Source organism: Arthrobacter sp. alpha11c, assembly GCF_054149985.1.
In genome coordinates this window covers 190,839-209,883 of the sequence record NZ_CP196747.1, presented here as the reverse complement: position 1 = coordinate 209,883, position 19,045 = coordinate 190,839, and the positions used below count along the sequence as shown (strand labels likewise).

Annotated in this window: 17 protein-coding genes and 1 riboswitch; of the genes, 12 read left to right on the top strand and 5 right to left on the bottom strand. The window is 61.5% G+C overall.

Annotation, left to right across the window (positions count from 1 at the left end):
- Positions 1–87 precede the first annotated feature (87 nt).
- The 3 genes from ACTAQJ_RS00930 to ACTAQJ_RS00920 all read right to left on the bottom strand — a co-directional run bounded on the left by ACTAQJ_RS00930 (position 88) and on the right by ACTAQJ_RS00920 (position 3,616).
- Entirely contained in the window at positions 88–1,080 is a 993-nt protein-coding gene (locus tag ACTAQJ_RS00930; RefSeq protein WP_498700075.1) for a metal ABC transporter solute-binding protein, Zn/Mn family, read from the bottom strand.
- A gap of 113 nt (positions 1,081–1,193) precedes the next feature.
- Entirely contained in the window at positions 1,194–2,267 is a 1,074-nt protein-coding gene (locus ACTAQJ_RS00925; protein ID WP_431115664.1) for a hemolysin family protein, read from the bottom strand.
- A complete protein-coding gene (locus ACTAQJ_RS00920) occupies positions 2,264–3,616 on the bottom strand; it encodes a hemolysin family protein (protein ID WP_431115665.1) in 1,353 nt (450 codons plus the stop codon). The genes ACTAQJ_RS00925 and ACTAQJ_RS00920 overlap by 4 nt, the downstream gene beginning before the upstream one ends.
- Before the next feature lie 486 nt (positions 3,617–4,102).
- Here ACTAQJ_RS00920 and ACTAQJ_RS00915 point away from each other — a divergent pair, with 486 nt between their 5' ends.
- The 5 genes from ACTAQJ_RS00915 (at position 4,103) to ACTAQJ_RS00895 (ending at position 10,372) form a co-directional block, all read left to right on the top strand.
- Positions 4,103–7,921 carry a multifunctional oxoglutarate decarboxylase/oxoglutarate dehydrogenase thiamine pyrophosphate-binding subunit/dihydrolipoyllysine-residue succinyltransferase subunit gene (locus tag ACTAQJ_RS00915; protein ID WP_431115667.1) on the top strand — a complete coding sequence of 1,273 codons (3,819 nt, stop codon included), beginning with the start codon at positions 4,103–4,105 and terminating at the stop codon, positions 7,919–7,921.
- Between the two features lie 140 nt (positions 7,922–8,061).
- A complete protein-coding gene (locus ACTAQJ_RS00910; RefSeq protein ID WP_216923989.1) occupies positions 8,062–8,661 on the top strand; it encodes a GDSL-type esterase/lipase family protein in 600 nt (199 codons plus the stop codon).
- A gap of 82 nt (positions 8,662–8,743) precedes the next feature.
- Complete coding sequence (locus tag ACTAQJ_RS00905) at positions 8,744–9,592, top strand: DUF4097 family beta strand repeat-containing protein (protein ID WP_431115668.1); 849 nt, start codon at positions 8,744–8,746, stop codon at positions 9,590–9,592.
- A complete protein-coding gene (locus ACTAQJ_RS00900) occupies positions 9,592–10,206 on the top strand; it encodes a PadR family transcriptional regulator (RefSeq protein WP_431115669.1) in 615 nt (204 codons plus the stop codon). Before ACTAQJ_RS00905 ends, ACTAQJ_RS00900 begins: the two co-directional genes overlap by 1 nt.
- A 91-nt stretch (positions 10,207–10,297) precedes the next feature.
- Complete coding sequence (locus tag ACTAQJ_RS00895; RefSeq protein ID WP_369299106.1) at positions 10,298–10,372, top strand: 50S ribosomal protein bL37; 75 nt, start codon at positions 10,298–10,300, stop codon at positions 10,370–10,372.
- A 139-nt stretch (positions 10,373–10,511) separates the two neighbouring features.
- On the opposite strand, the gene rsrA is transcribed toward ACTAQJ_RS00895, so the two are convergent.
- On the bottom strand, positions 10,512–10,772 hold the full coding sequence (rsrA, locus tag ACTAQJ_RS00890) for a mycothiol system anti-sigma-R factor (protein WP_431115670.1): 261 nt from the start codon (positions 10,770–10,772) through the stop codon (positions 10,512–10,514).
- Entirely contained in the window at positions 10,769–11,581 is an 813-nt protein-coding gene (locus tag ACTAQJ_RS00885) for a sigma-70 family RNA polymerase sigma factor (RefSeq protein ID WP_431115672.1), read from the bottom strand. Before ACTAQJ_RS00885 ends, rsrA begins: the two co-directional genes overlap by 4 nt.
- Before the next feature lie 193 nt (positions 11,582–11,774).
- Between ACTAQJ_RS00885 and ACTAQJ_RS00880 the strand changes: the two genes are divergently transcribed.
- The 7 genes from ACTAQJ_RS00880 to ACTAQJ_RS00850 all read left to right on the top strand — a co-directional run bounded on the left by ACTAQJ_RS00880 (position 11,775) and on the right by ACTAQJ_RS00850 (position 19,044).
- Complete coding sequence (locus ACTAQJ_RS00880) at positions 11,775–12,290, top strand: DoxX family membrane protein (RefSeq protein WP_431115673.1); 516 nt, start codon at positions 11,775–11,777, stop codon at positions 12,288–12,290.
- A 6-nt stretch (positions 12,291–12,296) separates the two neighbouring features.
- On the top strand, positions 12,297–13,685 hold the full coding sequence (gene aroA, locus ACTAQJ_RS00875) for a 3-phosphoshikimate 1-carboxyvinyltransferase (protein ID WP_431115675.1): 1,389 nt from the start codon (positions 12,297–12,299) through the stop codon (positions 13,683–13,685).
- Between the two features lie 2 nt (positions 13,686–13,687).
- The gene (rsgA, locus tag ACTAQJ_RS00870) at positions 13,688–14,803 is read left to right on the top strand and encodes a ribosome small subunit-dependent GTPase A (RefSeq protein WP_431115677.1); all 1,116 of its coding nucleotides are present in this window, start codon (positions 13,688–13,690) and stop codon (positions 14,801–14,803) included.
- Positions 14,804–14,857: 54 nt separating this feature from the next.
- Positions 14,858–15,670 (top strand): histidinol-phosphatase, encoded by an 813-nt coding sequence (hisN, locus tag ACTAQJ_RS00865; RefSeq protein ID WP_431115678.1) that lies wholly within the window; start codon positions 14,858–14,860, stop codon positions 15,668–15,670.
- Positions 15,671–15,861: 191 nt separating this feature from the next.
- A riboswitch (SAM riboswitch) is annotated at positions 15,862–15,975 on the top strand.
- Positions 15,976–16,006: 31 nt separating this feature from the next.
- Entirely contained in the window at positions 16,007–17,416 is a 1,410-nt protein-coding gene (locus tag ACTAQJ_RS00860; RefSeq protein ID WP_431115679.1) for an aminotransferase class V-fold PLP-dependent enzyme, read from the top strand.
- A 149-nt stretch (positions 17,417–17,565) separates the two neighbouring features.
- Positions 17,566–18,321 (top strand): class I SAM-dependent methyltransferase, encoded by a 756-nt coding sequence (locus ACTAQJ_RS00855; RefSeq protein ID WP_431120264.1) that lies wholly within the window; start codon positions 17,566–17,568, stop codon positions 18,319–18,321.
- 9 nt (positions 18,322–18,330) lie between these two features.
- Positions 18,331–19,044 (top strand): metal-dependent transcriptional regulator, encoded by a 714-nt coding sequence (locus ACTAQJ_RS00850; RefSeq protein WP_431115681.1) that lies wholly within the window; start codon positions 18,331–18,333, stop codon positions 19,042–19,044.
- Position 19,045: the final 1 nt, after the last annotated feature.

Sequence of the window (19,045 nt, the reverse complement as noted above, 5' to 3'; positions counted from 1 at the left end):
TGCTGGTCAGAGACAGAGGGCCCCGCAGCCATCCTGAATATCTTAGGACGCCGACGGGGCCCCCACCGCAATGGGTTGTCAGGAAATCTACTTCTTGAGCGCTGCCGTGATGGATTCCACGTTCTCTGTCATCCATTGCACGTAGTCCTTGCCCTCCGGCAAGGTTTCGGTGAAGTTCACTACCGGCACGCCCGCAGTCTCGGCAGCCCGCTTTACGGACTCGGTCTGCGGCCCTTCCGTCTGTTCGTTGTACGCCAGCAGCCGGACACCTCCGGAGCCCACCAGATCTGTCGTTTCCTTCAGGACCGACGCCGGGACGTCGGTTCCCTCTTCAATCGCCGCACTGTAGGCCTCCGGAGTCTTGTTCTCCAGTCCGGCCGCTGTCAGCAGGTATAAGGGAACGGGCTCTGTGATCGCCACAGGAGCGTGGTCGTTGCCTGCCTTGAGGGCTGCAAGCTTCCCGTTGAGCTCTGTCAGCTTCGCCTTGAACGTGTTGGCGTTGGTGGTAAAGGTCGAAGCAGATGCAGCGTCCAGGCTGCCGAGCTTGCTGGCAACCGCGTCAGCGAATTTGCCCATCGTGTCCAGGCTGTACCAGACGTGCTCGTTGAACTCGCCGTGGTCATGGTTGTGGCCCTCTTCGGAGGAGGCAGCTTCGGTGTGGCTTTCCTGTTCCGGAGCCAACCCCGAGACCTCAACGGCGCTGATCATGTTTTCGTGGCCGACTTTGGTCTCATCGGCGATTTTGTGGAGGAATTCGTCATAGCCTCCGCCGTTCTCCACCACGAGCTTGGCTTTGGAGATGACCAGCTTGTCTTGCGCACTGGCTTCGTAGGAATGCGGGTCCTGGCTCGTCTTGGTGATGATCGCGTTCACGTTGACCTTGTCCCCGCCAATGGCCTTCACGACGTCCCCGTAGACGTTCGTGGAGGTCACCACTTCAATGGCTCCAGTCGATGACGACGGCGCCCCTGCACCGGCAGTTCCGGCACAGGATGAAAGCAACAGGGCGGCAAGGCCTGCAGAAGCGGCCAACGATATGCGGGCGGCGGAACGACGCACGGAAACCTCGGATCTACTCAAATGAGAATCAAGAACATTTACTGGTGGAGTTCAGTTTAGCTCTAAATAGGAATGATTCCTATTTAGCAAGGCTTGCGCCGACCACCGGGGCCAGCACAAGCCACAATGTCCCGCTATTGCTGGGTCTGTGGACCGCCCAGGCGCCGTATCCCAGTCGCCTGCGTAGCATCGCGGATCTCCCCCACCAACTGCTCGATCACGTCCTCAAGGAACAACACGCCCTGTGTCGCGCCTCCGGGTCCAACTACACGGGCCAGATGCGATCCGGTCCGCTGCATCACAGACATCGCCTGCTCAATCTCATCCTCCGGGGAGAGGTTCGCCAGGGAACGGATCCGCCCCTCGGCGATCGGATGGCGGCGACCCTCCTCAGGTATGGAAAGGATGTCCTTGACGTGCAGGTATCCGGCGAGTTCGCCGTCGTCGTCCACCATGGGGAAACGCGAGAAGCCGGTGCGGCTGACCGCCTTTTCCAACTCGACGGGAGTCGACGCTGTCCTCAGGACCACCAGCTTGTCCAACGGAACCATGATGTGGGACGCCGTATGTTCAGAGAATTCCAGGGCACCGCTGAGCAAACCAGTGTCGTCGTCCACTAAGCCATGCCGCGTGGATTCCTGGACGATCGACTGGACTTCCTCGAGGGTGAACGAGGACGACACTTCATCCTTGGGTTCGATCTTCATCAATCGGAGGATGTGGTTAGCAAGCCAGTTGAGGGTCCAGATCACCGGTTTGACCACGCGGCCGATAAACACCAGCGGCGGTGCCAGCAGCAGTGCCGCCTTGTCTGCTACAGACACCGAGATGTTCTTGGGGACCATCTCTCCGAACGTTACGTGCAGGAACGTGACGAAAAGGAGTGCAATCGCAAAGGCGATGACATCCGCCAATTCCATCGGGACGCCAACCATCTCAAGCGGTTCCGCCAACAAGTGATGGATAGCCGGCTCGGCAACCTGAAGAATCAAGAGCGAGCAGACCGTGATGCCCAACTGTGCGCAGGCCAGCATCAGCGACACGCTTTCCATGGCCCGCAACGTAGTTTGCGCCCGCTTTGACCCAGCTTGCGCCAAAGGCTCAATCTGGCTGCGGCGTGCGGACATGATCGCGAATTCCGCACCCACGAAGAAAGCATTGCCGATCAGAAGAACCACGAGCCAGACAATTCCTGCCCAGTCACTCATACGGCACCTGCTTCATGGCGGTCATTCTGCGTGTCCTCAAGCGTGGCTTCATCTTCGGCAATGTGGCGGAAGCAGATCCGGTCAATTCTCCGGCCGTCCATCCGGGTCACGGTCAAGGTGCCCCCGCCGGTGTCCACAACGTCTCCCACTTTCGCGATGCGACCCAGCTTGCTCATCACATAACCGCCAACAGTTTCGTAGGCAGACTCGTCGGGAACGGTCAGGTTGGGGATTTGTTCGGACACTTCATCCGGCCTCAGCAGTCCAGGGAAGTACCAATCGCCGGACGCGCTCTGCAAGACGCCCGGACGAACTTTGTCGTGTTCGTCCGAGACCTCGCCCACGATCTCCTCAACCAGGTCTTCCAGGGTGGCGATCCCGGCAGTGCCACCGTATTCATCGAGAACGACAGCCAGTTGCAGGTTTCCTTCGCGCAGTTCGGAGAGGAGGGCATCCAAATGGATCGTCTCTGGAACGCGCAGTACGTCCGTCATGATGGCCCCGGCCTGAAGCTTCGCCCGACGATCCGCGGGCACGGCAACTGCTTTCTTGATGTGGACAACGCCGCGGATGTCGTCAGCCGAATCACCAATCACCGGGAAACGGGAGTATCCGGTTCGCCGCGCGGCGTCGAGGATGTCGCTCACAGGCTGGTCGGCATCAATCGTTTCCATCCGGATGCGGGGCGTCATGACGTCCGCTGCTGTGCGCCCCGAGAAATTCAGGGTTCTCGCCACAAAGTTTGCTGTGCCTGCGTCCAGTGTGCCGAGCTCCGCGGAACGCCGGACCAGTGAAGCCAGCTCAGCGGGAGTCCGCGCTCCCGAGATTTCCTCTTTCGCTTCAAGTCCGAACAAGTTCAGCACCTTGTTGGAGAAGCCGTTCAGCACCACAATGGCCGGCTTGAAGACGGCCGTGAACATCAGTTGCGGACGGGCAAGCTTCTTGCCCAGCGGGAATGCCAGGGCGATGGCCATGTTCTTGGGCACCAGCTCGCCCAGGAGCATCGACAAGAGAGTGGCGAAGGCCATTGCGATAACAAGGGCTATGGAATGTGCGGCTTCCGGAGTGAGGCCAAGGAGGCCCAGCGGCCCCACCAGGAGCTGCCCCACAGAGGGCTCCATGACGAAACCCGTCAAGAGCGTGGTCAGAGTAATGCCAAGTTGGCAGCTGGAAAGCTGCGTGGACAGGGACTTCAAGCATTTCAGCAGCGGAGCTGCGCCGTGGTCGCCGTTGTCAACTGCGCGCTGAACACTCGCCTGGTCCAGGGCAACGAGGGAAAACTCAACTGCTACAAAGAAGCCGGTGCCAAGAATCAGGGCAAAGCCGGCAAGGAGGAGAAACCATTCCACTTAGCGCTTCCCTCCAAGGGCAGGCGCCTGCAGTGCGGAACTTGCCCTCAAGGGGGAGATTCGCCCCGGCGGAGGCTGATCGGGTGCCGCAGACGCATGGTCCGTGGCGCCACCAGCTTGGAAGGCCGGCGCGTGATGGGCATGTGAACGGGTGTTGCCGGCTCGAGGGGCGCGCTGTGCGGAGTTGCCTGATCGGCTCCCCCGACAGTTCCCAGGCCGGCACCTAGATTTACTGTCCATAAGGGTTTCAGTCTACAGGGCAGGTACCGCGGGCCCATGCAGTGGTCACGCACTTGAAGGAAAATGAGTGTCTGGGCATTACGTCGACCTCAACATGATTTAGGTCACCACTATTGGCAGTTAACCAACGATCCTAACTAGACTGACAAAGGTCTGAGTTCGCGGGACCCGGACCCTGGTGCATTGTTGCGGAAAAGCAACCTTGGCCAGCGGGAAATCAAAACTCATGGAAGAGGCGTATTTCAAGTGCCAGAGCAGCCCAGCCACCGTCTACCAGAGGAATTTGGCGGAAACGAGTGGCTCGTTGACGAACTGTACGAGCGGTACCAGCAGGACAAGAATTCGGTCGACGCCAAGTGGTGGCCGCTCTTCGAATCCTTCGATACCGGTGACGGCACTTCTTCCAACGGAACCTCCGCAGCCCCAGCCGCTGCCAATCCCCCCACCCAAGTACTTCCCGTCGTAGCTCCGGCTGCAGCGGCCCCGGCACCGGCGCCGGCCGCTCCCGAAGCTGCCCCTGCGATCCCCCCAGCCGCTGCTGCTTCCGGTGAAGCTGCGGTTGCAGCTCCGGCCAAGAAAGCCCCGGCCACGGTTGCCAAGGACGGAGCAAAGAAGCCCGTCGGCGGCAACGCCGCGCAACCGATTCCTGCCCAGCTGCCCAAGAGCACCAAGGCACCCACCGCTCCCGAGGAAGACGTCGTTTCTGTCCTCCGCGGACCGGCGAAGGCCATCGCTACCAACATGGTGACCAGCCTTGAGGTGCCTACCGCCACGAGCGTCCGGGCAGTTCCTGCCAAGCTGCTGATCGACAACCGCGTTGTCATCAACTCCAACCTTGCACGTGCCCGCGGCGGCAAGGTGTCCTTCACGCACCTCATCGGCTACGCGGTTGTCCGTGCCCTCTCCCAGTTCCCGTCAATGAACGTCTTCTACGACGAAATTGATGGCAAGCCGAGCGCTGTCCAGCCCGCCCATGTCAACTTCGGCATCGCCATTGACATGCCCAAGCCCGATGGCACCCGCCTCCTGATGGTTCCCAACATCAAGAAGGCCGAGACCATGGACTTTGCCGAGTTCTGGCACACCTATGAGGACCTCATCAAGCGAGCCCGCAACGGCAAGCTCACGGCGGATGACCACGCCGGCACCACGGTCTCCCTGACCAACCCCGGCGGCATCGGCACGGTTCACTCAGTGCCACGTCTGTCCAAGGGACAGGCAGCCATCATCGGCGTCGGCGCCCTTGACTACCCGGCCGAGTTCCAGGGTGCCAGCGAGAAGATCATCGCCCAGAACGCCATCAGCAAGATCCTCACACTGACCTCCACCTACGACCACCGGGTCATCCAGGGCGCAGGCAGCGGCGAGTTCCTCAAGCTGGTCCACCAGCTCCTCCTTGGTGCGCAGAACTTCTACGACGAAATCTTTGAAGCCCTCCGCATTCCGTACGAGCCCGTCCGCTGGAGCCCCGACCTCCAGGTTGACCCTGCGGATGAGATCAACAAGGTTGCCCGCATCCAGCAGCTCATCCACTCCTACCGTGTGCGCGGCCACCTCATGGCAGACACGGATCCCCTGGAATACGTACAGCGCAAGCACCCTGACCTTGATGTCCTGACCTACGGCCTCACGCTCTGGGACCTGGACCGCGAATGGCCCACAGGTGGCTTCGGCGGCAAACCGCAGCTGAAGTTCCGCGACATCCTTGGAGTACTCCGGGATGCTTACTGCCGCACTACGGGCATCGAGTACATGCACATCCAGGAGCCGGCGGAGCGTAAGTGGTTCCAGGACCAGCTGGAGCACCCGTACTCCAAGCCGAGCCGCGAAGAGCAGCTACGCATCGTTTCCAAACTCAACGCAGCCGAGGCTTTCGAGACCTTCCTCCAGACCAAGTTCGTCGGACAGAAGCGCTTCTCCCTCGAAGGCGGCGAGTCGCTTATTCCGCTGCTTGACGCAGTCATCTCGGACGCTGCCGACGACGGCCTGGACGAAGTCGCGATCGGCATGGCCCACCGTGGCCGCCTGAACGTGCTCACCAACATCGCAGGCAAGACCTACGCCCAGGTGTTCCGTGAATTCGAAGGCACCCAGGACCCCCGCTCTGTCCAGGGATCCGGCGATGTCAAGTACCACCTCGGTACTGAAGGCACCTTCACCTCGGACAACGGCAAGCAGACCAAGGTCTACCTCGCCGCCAACCCGTCCCACCTTGAAGCAGTGGACTCCGTGCTCGAGGGCATCGTTCGCGCCAAGCAGGACCGCCTGGACCAAGGCGAGTCCTTCCCGGTCCTGCCCATCATGGTTCACGGTGACGCTGCATTCGCAGGCCAGGGTGTTGTTGCTGAAACCCTCAACCTTTCCCAGCTGCGTGGTTACCGCACCGGTGGCACCATCCACGTAATCGTGAACAACCAGGTTGGCTTCACCACGGCACCGTCCTCTTCGCGTTCATCGACGTACTCCACGGATGTTGCCAAGATGATCCAGGCCCCCGTGTTCCACGTGAATGGCGATGACCCCGAAGCGGTGGTGCGTGTTGCGCAGCTCGCCTACGAGTTCCGCCAGCGCTTCCACAAGGACGTTGTCATCGACATGGTGTGCTACCGCCGCCGTGGTCACAACGAGGGCGACGACCCCTCGATGACGCAGCCCCTGATGTACAACCTGATCGAGGCCAAGCGCTCTGTACGTAAGCTGTACACGGAATCGCTGATCGGTCGTGGCGACATCACCGAGGAAGAAGCCGAGCAACTGCTCCGCGACTACCAGGAACGCCTTGAGCGGGTCTTTGCTGAGACTCATGCGGCGCAGACCTCCCCCATCCCAATCATCACTGCTGACTCTGCCGCTGTCTCGGACATCGAGCGCCCGATTGCCCAGCAGGCGGACTTCGGAACCAACTCACCGGCTTCCACCGCCATCTCCCCCGAGACCCTTGCCCGCATCGGCAAGGCCCACCTGGAGATCCCGGAGGGCTTCACGGTTCACTCCAAGCTCAAGCAGCTCCTGGAGAAGCGTGAGCAAATGTCCCGTGAAGGTGGCATTGACTGGGGCTTTGGCGAGATCGCGGCCTTCGGCTCGCTGATCATGGAGGGCGTTCCCGTCCGGCTGGCTGGCCAGGACTCGCGCCGCGGTACCTTCGTGCAGCGTCACGCAGTGTTCCACGACCGCGCCAATGGCAATGAGTGGCTGCCCCTGGGCAACCTCTCGGACGACCAGGCCAAGCTGTGGATCTATGACTCGCTGCTGTCCGAATATGCAGCCATGGGCTTTGAATACGGATACTCGGTTGAGCGTCCCGACGCCCTGGTGCTGTGGGAAGCCCAGTTCGGTGACTTCGTCAACGGCGCTCAGACCATCATCGATGAATTCATTTCCTCCGCTGAGCAAAAGTGGGGCCAGCGTTCCTCGCTCGTCCTGATGCTGCCGCACGGCTACGAAGGCCAGGGGCCTGACCACTCATCCGCACGCATCGAGCGGTTCCTGCAGCTCTGTGCCGAGGACAACATGATTGTGGCCAACCCCACCACGGCAGCGTCGCACTTCCACCTGCTGCGTCGCCAGGCCTACAGCCGTCCCCGCAAGCCGTTGATCATCTTCACGCCGAAGCAGTTGCTGCGTCTCAAGGGCGCCGCGTCCGCTGTCGAGGACTTCACGACGGGCGGCTTCAGGCCAGTCATCAGTGATCCCGAGGTAGAGGCTGCAAACGTGGACCGGGTCATCCTGGTCTCCGGCCGCCTGTACTACGACCTCCTGTCCAACCGACAGAAGTCCGGGGACACCTCGACTGCGATCATCCGCGTGGAGCAGCTGTATCCGCTGCCGAAGGCTGAAATTGATGCAGAGCTCGCCAAGTACCCGAACGCTGACATCGTCTGGGCCCAGGATGAGCCCGCCAACCAGGGTCCGTGGCCGTTCATGGGCCTGAACCTGGCACCGGTGCTGGATCGCAAGCTCCGCCTCGTATCGCGTCCGGCGTCTGCGTCCACCGCCGCAGGCTCCATGAAGCGCCACGCTGCCGAGCAGGATGCCTTGATCAAGCAGGCGTTCGAACGCAAGTAGCCAAAAAACTGCCCGGCCGGAGGTGCTGTCAATGCACCTCCGGCCGGGCAGTTCTGTTAATGGGACAGGTACCCGGTTCATCAAGCCGGCCGCAGATCCAAAAGCCGTGCAAGGACCGTAACGAGTGTGAAGAGGTAACCGTGGAAGACAGGAAGCTGCGCATTGCGGCTGTAGGAGATGAATTGCTCGCCGGTTTGGGTGACCCCCGCGCCTTGGGTTGGCTGGGAAGAGTGCTGGCCCGTACCCCCCAGGACACCGTGGTGGTGGAAAGCTTCTCGCTCCCCTGTCCTATGGAAGGCACCGAGGGATTGGCCTCGCGATGGCAGGACGAAGCCGGCCGCCGTTTCAGCGATTCGCACGAGAACCGGCTGGTCATAGGACTCTCCGGCCGTGACCTGGAGTTCGGGCTTTCCACGGCGCGAAGCCGTTTGAACCTTGCCAACATTCTTGATGGTGCCTCGCACAGTGGCGTTGAAGTGTTCGTGGTGGGCCCTCCACCCACTCTTGATCCGGCGCGCAACAAACGCTTGGCCGATCTCAACACTGCATTTGCCGATGTCACTACCCGCCGCAACCACCATTACGTCGACACTTTCTCTCCATTGCTGAACCACGAGCAGTGGAGGACGGACCTGGCAGCCAATGGGGGGACACCAGGACAGGCCGGCTACGGATTGATCGCCTGGCTCGTGCTGCACCGCGGATGGTTCCAGTGGCTTAACATCGCCCAGCCGGAGTAGCCCTCCCGTAAACCATTGCGTTTCCCACATTCGCGATATATCGTGTTTTCATCAACGCGATATATCGCAACTTGGAGGGATCATGTCTGACGAGCTTTGGACCGTGACGGGCCCACAAACACTTGATGTGGACGATGTCCACTCGCTCAAACTTGGAATAGTCAAGGGCAGGTTCGACGTCGTCACCCACGACGAACCCTTCGTCCGGATCGAGGTCAGCGAGATCAGCGGCGACCCCCTAACCATCACGCTGGTGAACGGGCGCCTGGAGGTACGCCACCAACTTCAAGGACCACAAGGTTGGTTCCGAAACCTCATGGGTACCGTCAACAACACCAGCGCCAACTCGGTGGTGGTCGGGATCGCGCTGCCGCATGGAGTGGACGTCGAGGCGGGAACAGTAAACGGCGATGGCATGGTCTCCGGCGTCGATGGACGGATTCGCCTCAACACAGTCTCAGGCTCCGTCATGGCCGACGGCACCAGCGGTGAATTGCACGTCAACACCGTCAGCGGCGAAGTCATCGCCAGAAACCACGACGGCGTCCTGACCGCCAAGAGCGTTTCAGGTGAAGTCACCGCCTCGGGCAAGTTCAAGAACGTTAGGGCAAACACAGTGAGCGGGGACCTCAGCTTCGACCTCCACGACTACACCAACGATCTCGGAGCCAATTCCGTGTCAGGGGACCTGACCATCCGGCTGCCGCACGACGTCGGTCTGGACATCGTTGCCAAGTCTGCCAGCGGCACCGTCATCATTGATGACCAGATGTATGCCCAGCCCGGAAGCAAGGTGCAGACCATCGTCGGTCCGGATGAGAGGCTCATGCTGGTGCGGACCAATACGGTCTCGGGCAAGACGTACATCATGCACGGCACAGCGCCGGCCTCGGGAAATGACAGCCCGGTGCCTGGGGAGGCGGGTCTCTGATGCCTCCTGTTTTTGCGCACGGCGCCCTGCGCTTGTACCTTCTGGCACTGCTTGAGTCAGGACCCAAGCACGGATACGAGCTGATCAAGGCCCTGGGTGACCGGTTCGGCGGCACCTACTCCCCCAGCGCCGGGACTATTTATCCTCGTCTTGGGAAACTGGAAGAGGAAGGCCTTGTAGCTACCGAGACCGAGGGCCGCCGCACCAAGTACTTCATCACGGAAGCAGGGCTCGCGGAACTGAACCGCCGGCGGCAGGAGCTTGCCGACGTCGAGGATAATATCTCAGCCTCCGTGCGGCGACTGGCGGACAACCTGCGGGAAGACATCAGAACCAACATGCGTGGGCTGAAGGCAGATCTTGCGGCCACGGCTGAAGCCGCGCGCACCACTGCTACGGCCGCTACCTTCCAAAGCAGGACGGCGGGCTTTTCTCCTGAGGGCCACCGAATGCTCAAAGAGGCCGAGCTCCTGGTCCAATCATTCCGCGATGACATCCGCGTGGAGTTGCGTCAACACACCGCCTCGCACCCGCTGAATCCCGTAACCCTCGAGACAGTGCGTGCAGTGTTGGACCAAGCCCGCATCTCCATCAGGAATTCCCTGCGGAGCTGACAATCGCCCAACCCGGTTCGCGAGCGAACGCCCGGATGTGCGAAACTGGAGGGCAGCTCTATTGAGTATCAATCATTGAAGGAGGCCAGCTATGAGCAAGCGTGCACGTAAGCGTCGTGACCGTAAGCGCGGCGGCGCGAACCACGGCAAGCGTCCCAACACCTAAGCCGTCGGCTTAGCGTCAAGGCTTAACAGCAAGGGCCCCGGAAACCATACGGTTTCCGGGGCCCTTGGCGTTTGTGGGCCTTTTACCTGGCCAATTGCTGGCCCGTTGCTGGCCGCATTGCTGGATCAGCGGTGTTGGATCAGGCTTCCACCGGCTTGATGGAGTGGATCCGGTCAAGTATTGAGTTCTTGAGGTTCTCCGGCGCAGACTCCGTGCAGGAACGCTTAACCATGGTGCGGATAAGGCACTCAAGGTCATACTGCTCGGCACATTCCTCGCAGGTGTCCAAGTGCTGCTTGATCTCTGTGAGGTCATCGCGGGTCAATGCGCCGTCGAGGTACTCATAGATCCGCTGCATCCGTGTATCGTCGCAATCGCCCAATCCCTGGCAGTCGCTCATTGCTCTTTCTCCTGATTGTTGCTCCCGGCCGCGGCCTGGTCTTCGGTGTGGGCCTTGAAGCCCCGTTCTGCGGCGTAATCCGCCAGCATGTCCCGCAGCATCTTCCGGCCGCGGTGCAACCGCGACATGACCGTGCCGATCGGGGTGTTCATGATTTCGGAAATCTGCTTGTAGGCATATCCCTCGACGTCGGCGAAGTAGACAGCCAACCGGAATTCCTCCGGGATGGCCTGCAACGCGCTCTTGACATCGGAATCCGGCAGGTGATCCAAGGCTTCAGCCTCTGCGGAGCGCAACCCCGACGAGGTGTGCGACTCAGCCTTTGCCAACTGCCAATCCTCAATCGTGTCCGAGTTGGACTGCAGCGGTTCACGCTGCCGCTTCCGATAGAGGTTGATGTACGTATTCGTCAGGATCCGGTAGAGCCAGGCCTTGAGGTTGGTCCCGGGCTTGTACTGGTGAAAAGCCGAAAAAGCCTTGGTGTAAGCCTCTTGAACGAGGTCCTCGGCATCGGAGGGATTCCGTGCCATCCGCATCGCAGCTGAATACAGCTGGTCCACGTACTGCATGGCGTCGCGCTCGAAACGCTCCCGCCGCTGTTCGGGAGTTTCCGTGGTGACATCGACGTCAGCTGGTACCGATGCGTCGGCTGTGCTGTCCCCGGGGGACGAGTCGGCTGCTTCGTACATGGCCGCTGCGGCCGGTTCAATGGTGCTCATCGTTGCCAAGTCTACTGTCAGCTTCCGGGAATCCCGCTGTGCAGGATAGCCAGCCTCCAGCAGACCCACGCGGTCCTTAACCAAGGTCAAAAAACCAACTCCGTTCAGCGAAGCGGCAACACCATGCCGCGGCCCGGTCTTCACCGTGCTTGTTGTTCACAACGGCAGCGGCTGGGTAAATATTCCGCAAAGGTGCAAGACTAGAGCAGACTGCACCCCTTGAACACAGCACTTAGTGAATAACGTCATGAAATATCATGACAAGCCATCCAGGAGGCAAGACATGTCTGTTATCCGTTTTCTCGCGAGGCCGATGCTCGCGTCCAGCTTCGTCATCGCAGGTCTGGACAAGCTCAAGAACGCGGACGACACTGCCAGGCAATTGTCCCCGGTCCTTCGCCGCGCCTCGGAGTCACTGCCCTTCCCGACTGATGAGAAAGTCCTGGCCCGGGTAATCGGTGGCGCGCAGCTGGGCGCCGGCGCGTTGCTTGGCCTGGGCAAACTCTCCCGCTTCGCAGCAACGGTTCTGGCGCTGACGTCCGCACTGAACTCCTATGTGGAGTGGCGCTCAGCTGACATCAGCACGAAGGAAGGCCGGAACGCCCGCCGGGCCCAACTCTTGAAGAACATTTCCCTGACCGGCGGCGTTTTGCTGGCCTCTGTGGACACCGAAGGCCGCCCCAGCCTTGCATGGCGGGCTGAACACCTGGCGGCCGATGCCAAGAAGGCCACCGGCAAGCAGTTCAAGCGGGCAGACAAAGCAGTACGCAAGGCCGTAGACAACGCAGTTGGAGCATAAGGAAGCATGACAGGTACCACCGCAGCAAACACGGGTTCAACACACTCGGTCGACACCCTGCCCCTCTGGGCTGCTCCGTACGCCACCCGGCCAGTGGATGCCACGGTGACGGTGCCGGGCTCAAAATCGCTCACCAACCGTTTCCTGGTCCTTGCCGCATTGGCCGACGGCCCGTCCCGGCTGCGAGCACCCCTTCACTCCCGCGATTCCGCCCTGATGATTCAGGCGCTCAGGCAGCTGGGTGCCACCGTTACCGAGGTACCCGGCGACGGTGATTATGGACCGGACCTTGAGATCACGCCCCTGGATCCTTCAGCTTCGGGATCGGAGACCGCCATCGATTGCGGCCTTGCCGGGACAGTCATGCGCTTCGTTCCACCTTTAGCTGCGCTACGCAATGGTCCAACCACGTTCGACGGCGACCCCCACGCCCGCAAGCGGCCCATGGGGACCATCATCGAAGCACTCCTTGCCCTGGGAGTTCCTGTCGCCACCGAAGGCGGCAGGACGCCGTCGGCCCTTCCCTTCTCGGTGGATGGCACTGGCGAGGTTCGGGGCGGCCACCTGGTGATCGATGCCAGCGCATCGTCCCAGTTCGTCTCGGCCTTGCTGCTGGTGGGCGCCCGTTTCACCGAAGGCCTTCACCTGGAACACGTCGGCAAGCCGGTCCCCAGCCTGGACCACATCAATATGACCGTTGCCGTCCTTCGTGGAGTCGGCGTCAAGGTGGACGATTCGGTGCCCAACCACTGGCGAGTCGCGCCTGGCCCCATTCGTGCCTTTGACCAGCGGATCGAACAGGACCTTTCCAACGCCGGCCCATTCCTTGCCGCAGCCCTCGCAACCCATGGAACCGTCAGGATCCCCAACTGGCCTACCCAAACCACCCAGGTGGGTGACCTGTGGCGTACTATCCTGGTTGAGATGGGTGCCACTGTGACGCTCGAAAACGGTACGCTCACAGTAACGGGCGGCCCGGAAATCAAAGGCGCCGACTTCGACGAAACCAGTGAGCTCGCGCCCACGGTCGCTGCTCTGTGCGCACTGGCTACGGGCCCTTCGCGGCTAACCGGCATCGCGCACCTTCGTGGCCATGAAACGGATCGGCTCGCCGCACTGGCCGCTGAAATCAATCGGCTCGGCGGAGATGCAGAAGAAACAGCCGACGGCCTCATTATCCACCCGGCCACTTTGCACCCAGGCGTCGTACACAGCTACGCCGACCACCGCATGGCTACGGCGGGCGCTATTTTGGGGCTCGCCGTTGAGGGCGTTCAGGTGGAGGATATCGCTACCACGTCCAAGACGATGCCCGAATTTCCGCAAATGTGGGAGGCCATGCTGCAGCACGGCACAGGCGACGACGAAACCGTCACCAGTGAGGCCAGCAACTGACCATGGGCCGCGACGCAAGCTCCTGGGACGAATCCGACGTCCGGATCCGTCCGAACAAAAAAGGATCAAGGCCCCGCACCAAAGACCGCCCCAGTCATGATGACGCGGTCATCGGCCGGATCATCACGGTAGACCGCGGGCGCTACACCGCCATCGCTGGGGAAGACTCGGCGGATGAACGCATTATCATCGCTGCACGCGCGCGTGAACTGCGACGCAACCCCGTTGTCCCTGGCGATTTCGTCGCCTTGGTGGGCGACGTATCGGGAGAACCGGACACCCTTGCGCGGCTCGTCCGCATAGAGGAGCGCAAGACGCTCCTCCGGCGCAGCGCTGATGACACCGACCCCATCGAAAGAGTGGTGGTGGCCAACGCAGACCAACTTGTGGTGGTGGTCGCCGCGGCCAATCCGGAGCCCCGAACTGGCTTTATTGACCGCGCCTTGGTTGCAGCCTACGACGCCGGGATCGAGCCGCTGCTGCTCGTCACCAAAGCAGACGTCAAGGACCCTGCCGAGCTGTTGTCCAACTATCTCAGCCTGGACTTTCCCATCATTATCAGCCGTACCGCAGACGATGAAGCGTCTGGTATTGACGCCCGCTCTGACGACGGACTGTCCGCGCGGCTGGACAGCCGCGCGGTTGCCGAGTTGCGGGCCCACCTTGATGGAAAAGTGACTGTCATGCTGGGCCATTCGGGCGTCGGCAAGTCCACCATGGTTAATGCCCTGACCGGAGCCGAACGGGCTACCGGTGGTGTCAACGCCGTCACGGGGCGGGGCCGGCATACGTCGTCGTCGGCGTTGGCCCTGAAACTGGCAGACGCGCCTCCAGGCAGCTGGATCATCGATACCCCCGGTATCCGCTCCTTCGGACTGGCCCACGTGGACCCCGACCGCATCCTGCATTCCTTCCCCGATTTGGAACCGGGCACGGAAGCTTGCGACCGCGGCTGCAAGCACGATGCCAGCGCCATCAATTGCGGCCTGGACGCGTGGGTGAACGAGGGACATGCCGGTCCTTCCGGAGTGGCCCGCTTGTCTTCGCTCCGGCGACTGCTGGGCGCGGACCCTCGTTTGGAAGCCAAAGAGACCAAGGAACTGGGTACCGTCAACTAAGCATTGGTGCTCCACATCCCAGCTGCACGGAACGTTTCACGATAGTTTGGTGGCATGACCCAACCCGTTTCCAGCTACAACGACGACCTTCGACTGGCCCATGTGCTGGCGGATTCCGTGGACGCCCAAACCATGGACCGCTTCAAGGCTTTGGATCTGCAGGTCGAAACCAAGCCTGACCTCACGCCCGTGACGGATGCCGACAAGGCTGCGGAAGAAGCCATCCGTGGCCAACTGTCGCGCTCGCGCCCCCGTGACGCCGTCCTCGGCGAGGAGTTCGGCAGCAGCGGGCATGGCTCCCGGCGTTGGATCATCGACCCCATCGACGGAACCAAGAACTTCGTTCGCGGCGTTCCTGTGTGGGCCACCCTGATCGCATTGGTTGACGAAGGCGAGCCGGTCGTTGGAGTTGTCAGCGCTCCCGCACTGGGCAAGCGTTGGTGGGCAGCAAAGGACATGGGCGCCTATATGGGCCGCTCCCTGGCATCAGCCACCCGGCTCAAGGTGTCCAATGTTTCGCGGTTGGCAGATGCTTCAATGTCATATTCCAGCCTCTCCGGTTGGAAGGAACGCGGCAATCTGGATGAGTTCCTGGGGTTGACCGAAGACATCTGGCGAACGCGGGCCTATGGCGACTTCTGGTCCTATTGCCTGGTTGCCGAGGGGGCCGTGGATATCGCCTGCGAGCCAGAGCTGAATCTTTACGACATGGCCGCATTGGTTCCCATCGTGACGGAAGCCGGCGGCCGCTTCACCTCGTTGGAAGGCGAGGACGGCCCCTTCGGCGGCAACGCCCTGGCCACCAACTCCATCCTGCATTCAGAGGTCCTCAAGCGGCTAAACCCTTCCTTGGATGACCTCCTCTGAACCAACAGCACCGACAGCACCAACAAGCCAACCGGCTTTGCATAGAATTTTCGACGGCGGATGCCTCCTTTTCGGGGCATCCGCCGTCTTTTCTTCGCCCAAAGCCCAGTTTCCGGACCCTTCGTAACAATGTGCTTAACAAAGCGAAGCGACTTTGGAGCAGGCCAGAGGCGTGACCTAACCTCTTTACAGGTCACGAGTGCCAGCGCTAAACCCCGGTTTGCTGGCCGGCAACCCTCCATTCGCGGTGGGGTGCCCCGGGTGACGACCTGGCCGGTCCGGAACGGATACGGCAAGCGCGGATCCCCATAGGGGGTCCCTCTTGAGTGAGGTCCCATGAGCACTGCTACGTTCAACTCCACCGTTTTGCCGTCCCTTGTGGTCGAAGAAGCAGCGCACGAAGCCGCTGCAGGCAGGCCCCTGGCCGCCGTCACAGGCGCGGAGCTGCAAGCTCCCCTGATCCAGGGTGGCCACGTCCGCTACGCCAACCTCGACTACGGAGCATCCGCTCCAGCGCTCACAATCGTTTCTGCGTATCTCAACGAGATCCTCCCCTACTACGCCAGTGTCCACCGCGGCGCGGGCTACGCTTCCCAGATCAGCACCTCGGTGTACGAGAACTCCCGCGACATCGTCCGCGAATTCGTCGGCGGCCGTCCCGACGATTCCGTCATCTTCACCCGGAACACCACGGACTCGCTGAACCTTTTGGCAGGCTGCCTCCCCGTGCTGGACGGAAAGCCAACGGGCGAGGTCCTTTACCTGGACATCGAGCACCATGCCAATCTCCTTCCCTGGCAGGGCGTCCCCCACCGCAGTGTCGTGGCTGCTTCGACACTGACAGCTACCCTGGCCAAGCTCCGCGAGGAACTCAGCCAAGGCGGAGTGTCATTGCTGGCGGTCACCGGGGCCTCGAACGTGACCGGTGAAATTCTGCCGATCGCCGAACTCGCAGCACTTGCACACGAATATGGTGCCCGGATTGTGGTGGACGCCGCGCAGCTTGCCCCGCACCGCCGCATCAATATCACCGAGGCAGACGTCGACTACATCGTGTTCTCCGGGCATAAGCTTTACGCTCCGTTCGGCGCCGGTGTTGTTGTGGGCCGTCCTGACTGGCTCGACGCCGGCACTCCCCACCTTGCCGGTGGTGGCGCTGTTCGTGAGGCCCGTCTGGACTCGGTCAGCTGGGCCTCAGGTCCCGCACGCCATGAGGGCGGCTCCCCCAACGTCCTCGGTGCAGCAACATTGGCCCGTGCGACGCAGGTACTGGCCGGCTTGGATCAGGATGCCTGGCATGCCCATGAAGCTGCCATCCGCTCCTACCTTGTACAGGGACTTGAAGCAATCGACGGCGTGACCGTTCACCGGATCTTCAGCGACTCCGAAGACACCATCGGCGTGGTCAATTTCTCGGTGGAAGGATTCGACGCCGGACTGGTGGCCGCCTACCTCGCCGCCGAACACGGTGTTGGACTTCGTGACGGCCGCTTCTGCGCCCATCCCCTGCTCAAGCGGCTAGGACTCCCTTCCGGCTCGCTGCGGGCCAGCTTCGGCGTAGGCTCCCGTCTGGAGGATGCCACACGACTCCTGGCTGGTATCGAAGAACTCAAGCGCACGGGTCTCGGTTGGGACTATGTAGTGGATGAAGGCCGCTGGGTACCGGCCAACGACCACCGCAGCTACCCGGAATGGGCACCAAACACCCCGGGCACCGCAGGCGCTGCTCCCTGCACGATTGACTGAAACACACGTACTGTGCGGTAAATTCGTAGGGTAACTGGCGTTCGCGGTAGAGGAGTCTGTGCGTGGCCGTGCCTTCCCGTAGTGTTTCCGGCGGCGTTGTTTCGGGTGGTGTTGTTTCGGGCAGCGCCAGCAGGCCAGGTGGTCCCAAACTGCATGCCACCCGCCGCCACGAACTGGGCCAGAGCTTCCAGGACGGCGGCGAACACTACGATCGCGTTCGGCCCGGCTATCCCGCGGACTCAGTGGATTGGCTTCTTCCTCCTGGAGCGAAGTCCGCCGCGGATGTTGGTGCAGGCACAGGAAAATTTACGGCACTGCTCGTGGACCGCGGCCTGCAGGTGGCCGCCGTCGATCCTTCCACAGACATGCTGGAGCAACTTCGAAAGTCCTATCCCGGCGTTGAGGCGTTGGAGGGAACAGCCGAGGCAACAGGGCTGGCGGACTCAGCATTCGACGTCGTCAGCGTTGCCCAGGCATGGCATTGGTGTGACCCGGTGAAAGCCAGCACGGAAATCGCCCGGATCCTCCGGCCCCACGGAGTACTGGGCCTGATATGGAACCAACTGGACACTTCTGTGCCCTGGGTACACCGGTTGTCACGCATCATGCACGCCGGAGATGTGCACAAGCCCGGCTTCCGGCCAGTTATCGGACCGGAATTCATGGACTTGACGAGCCATCTCACCAGCTGGGAGGACGCCGTGTCACCGGAGGACATCATGGAGCTCACAAAATCGCGCAGCTACTACCTCCGTGCAAATGAAGCCACCCGCTCAAAAGTCATGGGCAACCTGGAGTGGTACCTCTACGATCATCTCGGCCATGCCCCCGGCCAACTACTGGGATTGCCCTACCTGACCACTACGTGGCGGGCCCACAAGATCCACGGCGCCCCGCCACGGTAGGCTTGGTCTGTGAAGACCAGTACGCCCTCCTCCTCGATCGAGGACTACGTCAAGGTCATCTACTCCTATACGGAGTGGCAGGACAAACCAATCACGTCCTCGCAGCTTGCCCTGCGGCTTGGCGTTGCCAATTCCTCGGTGTCTGAAATGGTCCGCAAACTCAAGGACCAGGGCTTGGTGGACCACCAACCCTACAGTGCCATCAGGCTGACTCCGGAGGGCATGCGCCTCGCGTTGTCCATGGTCCGGCGTCACCGCCTCATTGAGACTTACCTCGTTGACGAACTCGGTTACAGCTGGGACGAAGTCCATGATGAAGCCGAGATGTTGGAACACGCGGTGTCCGATACCTTCATCGAACGCATGGCCGCCAAGCTTGGCCATCCCCTCCGGGATCCTCACGGCGACCCGATTCCCTCGGCGGACGGATCGGTGGAGCTTCCTCACGCCTACCGCATGATCGAGTTGGACGAAGGCCACTCAGGCCGCATCACCCGGATCAGCGACGAAAATCCGGATCTTCTTCGGTATCTCGCGTCGGAAGAGATCACCTTGGACGCTCCTGTGGAGGTGGTGGGGCGCAAACCATTCGGTGGAGCCCTCGTTGTTCGGATTGGCACCGGACCCCAACGCCGCGAATTCGATCTCGCGGACGAGGTTACAGGGGCACTTTGGGTCCAAAGCGCTGAAGTCCACGAAGGCTGCGTGCTTCCCGCGCGCTAAC